This window comes from Actinoplanes cyaneus (assembly GCF_016862095.1).
In the GTDB taxonomy this organism is placed as follows: domain Bacteria; phylum Actinomycetota; class Actinomycetes; order Mycobacteriales; family Micromonosporaceae; genus Actinoplanes; species Actinoplanes cyaneus.
In genome coordinates this window covers 1-4,229 of record NZ_BOMH01000129.1, presented here as the reverse complement: position 1 = coordinate 4,229, position 4,229 = coordinate 1, and the positions used below count along the sequence as shown (strand labels likewise).

Annotated in this window: 3 protein-coding genes; 1 reads left to right on the top strand and 2 read right to left on the bottom strand. The window is 70.5% G+C overall.

Going from position 1 to position 4,229, the window contains the following annotated elements:
* Together Acy02nite_RS45885 and Acy02nite_RS45880 are read right to left on the bottom strand one after the other, a co-directional pair.
* A partial coding sequence (locus tag Acy02nite_RS45885; protein WP_203756584.1) for an AfsR/SARP family transcriptional regulator occupies nt 1–1,197 on the bottom strand: 1,197 nt, incomplete at its 3' end.
* A 138-nt stretch (nt 1,198–1,335) separates the two neighbouring features.
* Nucleotides 1,336–1,878 (bottom strand): sigma-70 family RNA polymerase sigma factor, encoded by a 543-nt coding sequence (locus tag Acy02nite_RS45880; RefSeq protein WP_203756581.1) that lies wholly within the window; start codon nt 1,876–1,878, stop codon nt 1,336–1,338.
* Nucleotides 1,879–2,342: 464 nt separating this feature from the next.
* Between Acy02nite_RS45880 and Acy02nite_RS45875 the strand changes: the two genes are divergently transcribed.
* On the top strand, nt 2,343–4,229 hold a 1,887-nt coding region (locus Acy02nite_RS45875; RefSeq protein ID WP_203756578.1), incomplete at its 3' end, for an AfsR/SARP family transcriptional regulator.

Sequence of the window (4,229 nt, the reverse complement as noted above, 5' to 3'; positions counted from 1 at the left end):
GTATGCGTTGTCCAGCACCACGATCGTGCGGCGGTCGGCGAGGACGCTGCGGTAGAGCGCTGCCCGGCATTCGACGGGGGCGTCTCCGGGCGGTTCGGCGACGCCCAGCGCGGAGAGGAAGGTCAGCAGGACGTCGCCGGGGTCGATCGGTCGCCGGGTGGCGTCGAAGCCCCGGAGATCGGCGAACAGTTGCCCGTCGGGGTAGTCGGCGGCGACCAGGTGGGCGAGGTGGACCGCCAGGGTGGTCTTACCGATCCCCGGGATGCCGTCGATGCCCAGGACGATGGATCCGCTGCTCCGGCGTGCGTACGCGAGAAGCCGTTCGATCGCCGGGCCGCGGCCGGTGAAGTACGGATGGTCGGAGGGCAGTTGCGCCGGGCTGACCGTCCGCCCGGGTCGCGGTGCGGCCTCCTCCGGTGGCCCGGCCGCGGACTCGTCGTCGCTGTGCAGCACCGATTGCAGCGCGGCCTGCAATTCGGCGCCGGCGGCGACGCCCAGCTGGTCGTTCAGCAGGTGGCTCACCTGTTGGTAGTGCACGAGGGCGGCGGCCTGCTTGCCGTCGGCGGCGAGCGACCGGACGAGGTCGGCCTGGAGAGCCTCGTCGAAGGGGTTGCGCGCCGCGGACCGCCGTAGCGCCGGGAGGACGGCGGCGGGGTTTCCCCGCTCTGACGCCAGCCGTGCGACCTCCCGTACGACGCGGGTGCATTCGTTCTCGAGGGCGACGAAAGCCGGATGGCCGGCCAGCGCGGTGTCGAGACCGGCCGCGCAGCGGTCCGGCCACAACGCGAGCGCCGAGACGAACAGCGTCAGGGCCTCGTCGGGGCGGCCGGACAGGGCTGCCGCGCGACCCCGCTCCACCTGGTCGCGGAAGGCGAGTAGATCCAGGGACCCGGCGTCGATCCGCATCCGGTAGCCGCCGGCATCGGCGATCAGCCAACGGCCCTCGGCCCGGCGGGGCAGCTGTGTCTCCAGCATCCGGCGAAGCGAACCGATGTACCGGTGCACCACGTTGACGGCGCTGCCGGGCGGGCGATCGCCCCAGAGAAGCGCGACGAGATCGGACACCCCGACCCGCTCACCGGCCCGGGCCAGCAACAGGACCAGGATCAGCCGCTGCTGTCTAGCCCCGAGGGACAGCTCCTCGTCCCCGCGCCAGGCGCGCAGCGGCCCCAGCAGCGTGAACCGAACGTTCTGCACGGTAACGGGCTCCGGCTTGTCACAGCTCTCAAGATCTCAAGGAGCAACGCTACGCGACTCGTGGCCGGAGGGGCTGTCGGCGATCCTACCAGCGGGTTCGGCACGGTCAGCCGGCGAACGGCGGGCCATCGGCGTGCGTCAGTCCCGGACGCCCGGATCGAGGGCGCCCCGGAGGATGCGCATGGCGTAATGAGCCCGCGACTTGACCGTTCCGGCGGGCACGCCGAGCCGCCGCGCGGCTTGCTCGACGGAGGCGCCACGCAGGTGCAACTCCTGCAGCACTGTGCGATGTTCGGTGCTCAACCGGTGGAACGCCGTGGTGAGGTCGTGCAGAGCGAGCGCGCCGTCAGCGCTGTCGACACCGCTGACCTGGTCGGCCTCCACGAGGCTGACTTCCGCGGGGCGGGCCTGCCGCGACCGGGCGGCGTCGATGGCGACGCGCCGGGCGATGGTGAACAACCACTTCCGGGCGTTTTCCTCCTCACGTGGCAACGACGCGAGATGACGCCACGCGCGCAGCATCGTCTCCTGCAACAGATCCTCGGCCGCCGGGCGTTCGTTGCGGGTCAGGCCGAGCAGAAAACGCAGCAGCGGCTGACGATGGGTCGCGTGCACCTTCTCCATCAGCGAGTCGTCATCGCTGTTCCGGAAGCCCGAGGTCATGCCGAAGGGGGCAGGCATGGTCACCGTCATCGATATCGAGACCTCTCTCACGTTTCTGATCGCCGCGAGTTCACCCGCTTCCGGGCTTGCGGTGATCAGGTGCGAGAGACGCTATGGACCGCCTGTGACAGGGTTCTGGAAACAAAGTTCAAAACTTGTGGAACGACTCCACACCGAGTGCGGCCTCTTCCCGGAGGCACGATTCCGGAGGCACTGACCGGTACGACGGCAGTGGATGGCTCAGGTTCACCGGTCGTGCGCGCAGATGCGCCGCGGATCAGTTCCAGCGCTGGTGACGGCGTACCGTCCCAAGGGTGTTGATCCGGCGGTGCCGGTGGTGAGCACGGACGGCACGCAACAGGGGTCGCCGCGGTGTGGAGCTAGGCTTGATTCCTTGAAATCTTGACCAACTCTTCGCCGAAGGGAGCACCGTGCCGCCCAGGTCAGCCGGGGCTCCCGCTCGTCCTGACGAGGTCCGATTCGTGCTGCTCGGGCCGCTGCGCGTGAGTCGGGGCACCGAGGGCCTCGATCCCGGGCCCCGGCAGCGGCGATTGATCCTTGCCATGCTGCTGGCCCGGGTCGGCACGTGGGTCAGCACACCCGAGCTGGTGGAGTTCCTGTGGGGCGACAACCCGCCGGACAGCGCCGCCAACACCGTCCATCGTTACGTCGGGGCGCTGCGCCGGATGGTCGAACCGGATCTGCCCAAGCGCGCCACCGGCAGCTGGCTGCTCGGCGAGCCGGGTCAGTACCGGGTCGACGCGCGGGCCGTCTCGGTCGATCTCCTCGACTTCCGTGCCGAGATCGGCAAGAGCCGGAGCGCCGCGGCGGCCGGGCATCGCCGGGAGGCACTGGACCGGGCGGTGACGGCACTCGAGCTGTGGCGGGACCGGTGTGCCGCGGACCTCGCCGAGGTGGTGACCGACCACCCGGTCTTCGTGGCCCTGGAGGACGAGTGCACCCAGGCCGTCCGGTTCGCCGCCCGGCTGGCCCTGGCGGAGGGCCGGGCCCGCGACGTCCTGCCGGCCCTCCAGCGCTCCGCCGGTCGCCACCCGTCGGACCAGGCGTTGCACGGTCTGCTGATGTCGCTGCTCGCGGCGGACGGCCGGACGGTGGAGGCGATCCGGGCCTTCCAGGAGGTCTCCCACCACTTGATCGATCGCCTGGGTGTCGGGCCCGGAGCGGACCTGGAGGCGGTGCTCCGGAACGTCCTACGGCAGGCCGGCGCGGGGCTCGAGGTCGGTGACGTGGCCGAACGGAACGACGCGGCCACGACGCGCGACACCCGGACCGGCCCGGCGATCCGTCCGGCGCAACTGCCCGTCGATCACGCCTCGTTCGCCGGGCGGCAACAGGAACTGCGGAGGCTGGCCGCCTATGCGCGCAGCGAACCGCCCTCGCTGCCGATCATCGGCATCGACGGCATCCCGGGCGTCGGCAAGACGACGCTCGCCGTCCATCTGGCCCACCGGATCTCCGGCGAGTACACCGACGGAAATCTCTACCTCAACCTCCGGGGTTTCGACGGCCGGCGTCCGCCGGTCGGGCCGGCCGAGGCTTTGCAGGCGTTCCTGTCCGCGCTCGGGGTGGTCCCGGCCGGCGGCGGTGGGGACGTCGAGGCCTTGGCGGCGCTGTACCGCAGCGTGCTCGCCGATCGCCGGGTCCTCATCCTGCTCGACAATGCCGACGACGCCGATCAGGTGCGCCCACTCCTGCCGGGAAACCGGAACTGCCTGGTTGTCATCACGAGCCGGACCCGGTTGTCGGCGCTGGGCGTGACCTCGGGCGCCTGCCTCCTGACGCTCGACGTCCCGACGGCCGCCGAGGCTCGCGACGCCATCCGAGCCGGTCTGACCGAGGGGCTTGCCGGCGACGCGGACGTCGAGGCACTGGACGAGATCATCGAGCGCTGCGGGAGGTTGCCCGTGGCCTTGTCGTTGCTGGCGGCGCGGATGTACGACACCCCGCTGTCCGACATCCTCGCCGACCTGCGAGCGAAGCGTCACAACCTGGATGTCTTCACCGATGCAAATCTCGACAACAACCTCCGGGCCGTCTTCGCCGGCTCCTACGATCGGCTGTCACCGGAAGCGGCCCGCCTGTTCCGGCTGTTGTCCGTGCACCCGGGGCCGGATGTCACCGAGGAAGCCCTGGCGGGTCTGCTGGGCGTCGACCAGATCGCCGTACGGCCGCTTCTTCGTGAATTGATGCGGACGCGACTTCTGACCCAGAACCGCCCGCGGCGTTATCAGATGCACGTGCTGGTGACGATCTATGCCGCGGAGCTGGCAGCGGCGATCGGTCCGCCCGAGGAGGCCGAGGCTGCTCGCCGCCGCCTCTACGACTTCTATCAGCAGTCGGTCGACCGT

What these genes read in the sequence shown, in the direction of transcription:
- Acy02nite_RS45880 (WP_203756581.1), bottom strand. Translation starts at nt 1,878, where the DNA reads ATGCCTGCCCCCTTCGGCATGACCTCGGGCTTCCGGAACAGCGATGAC.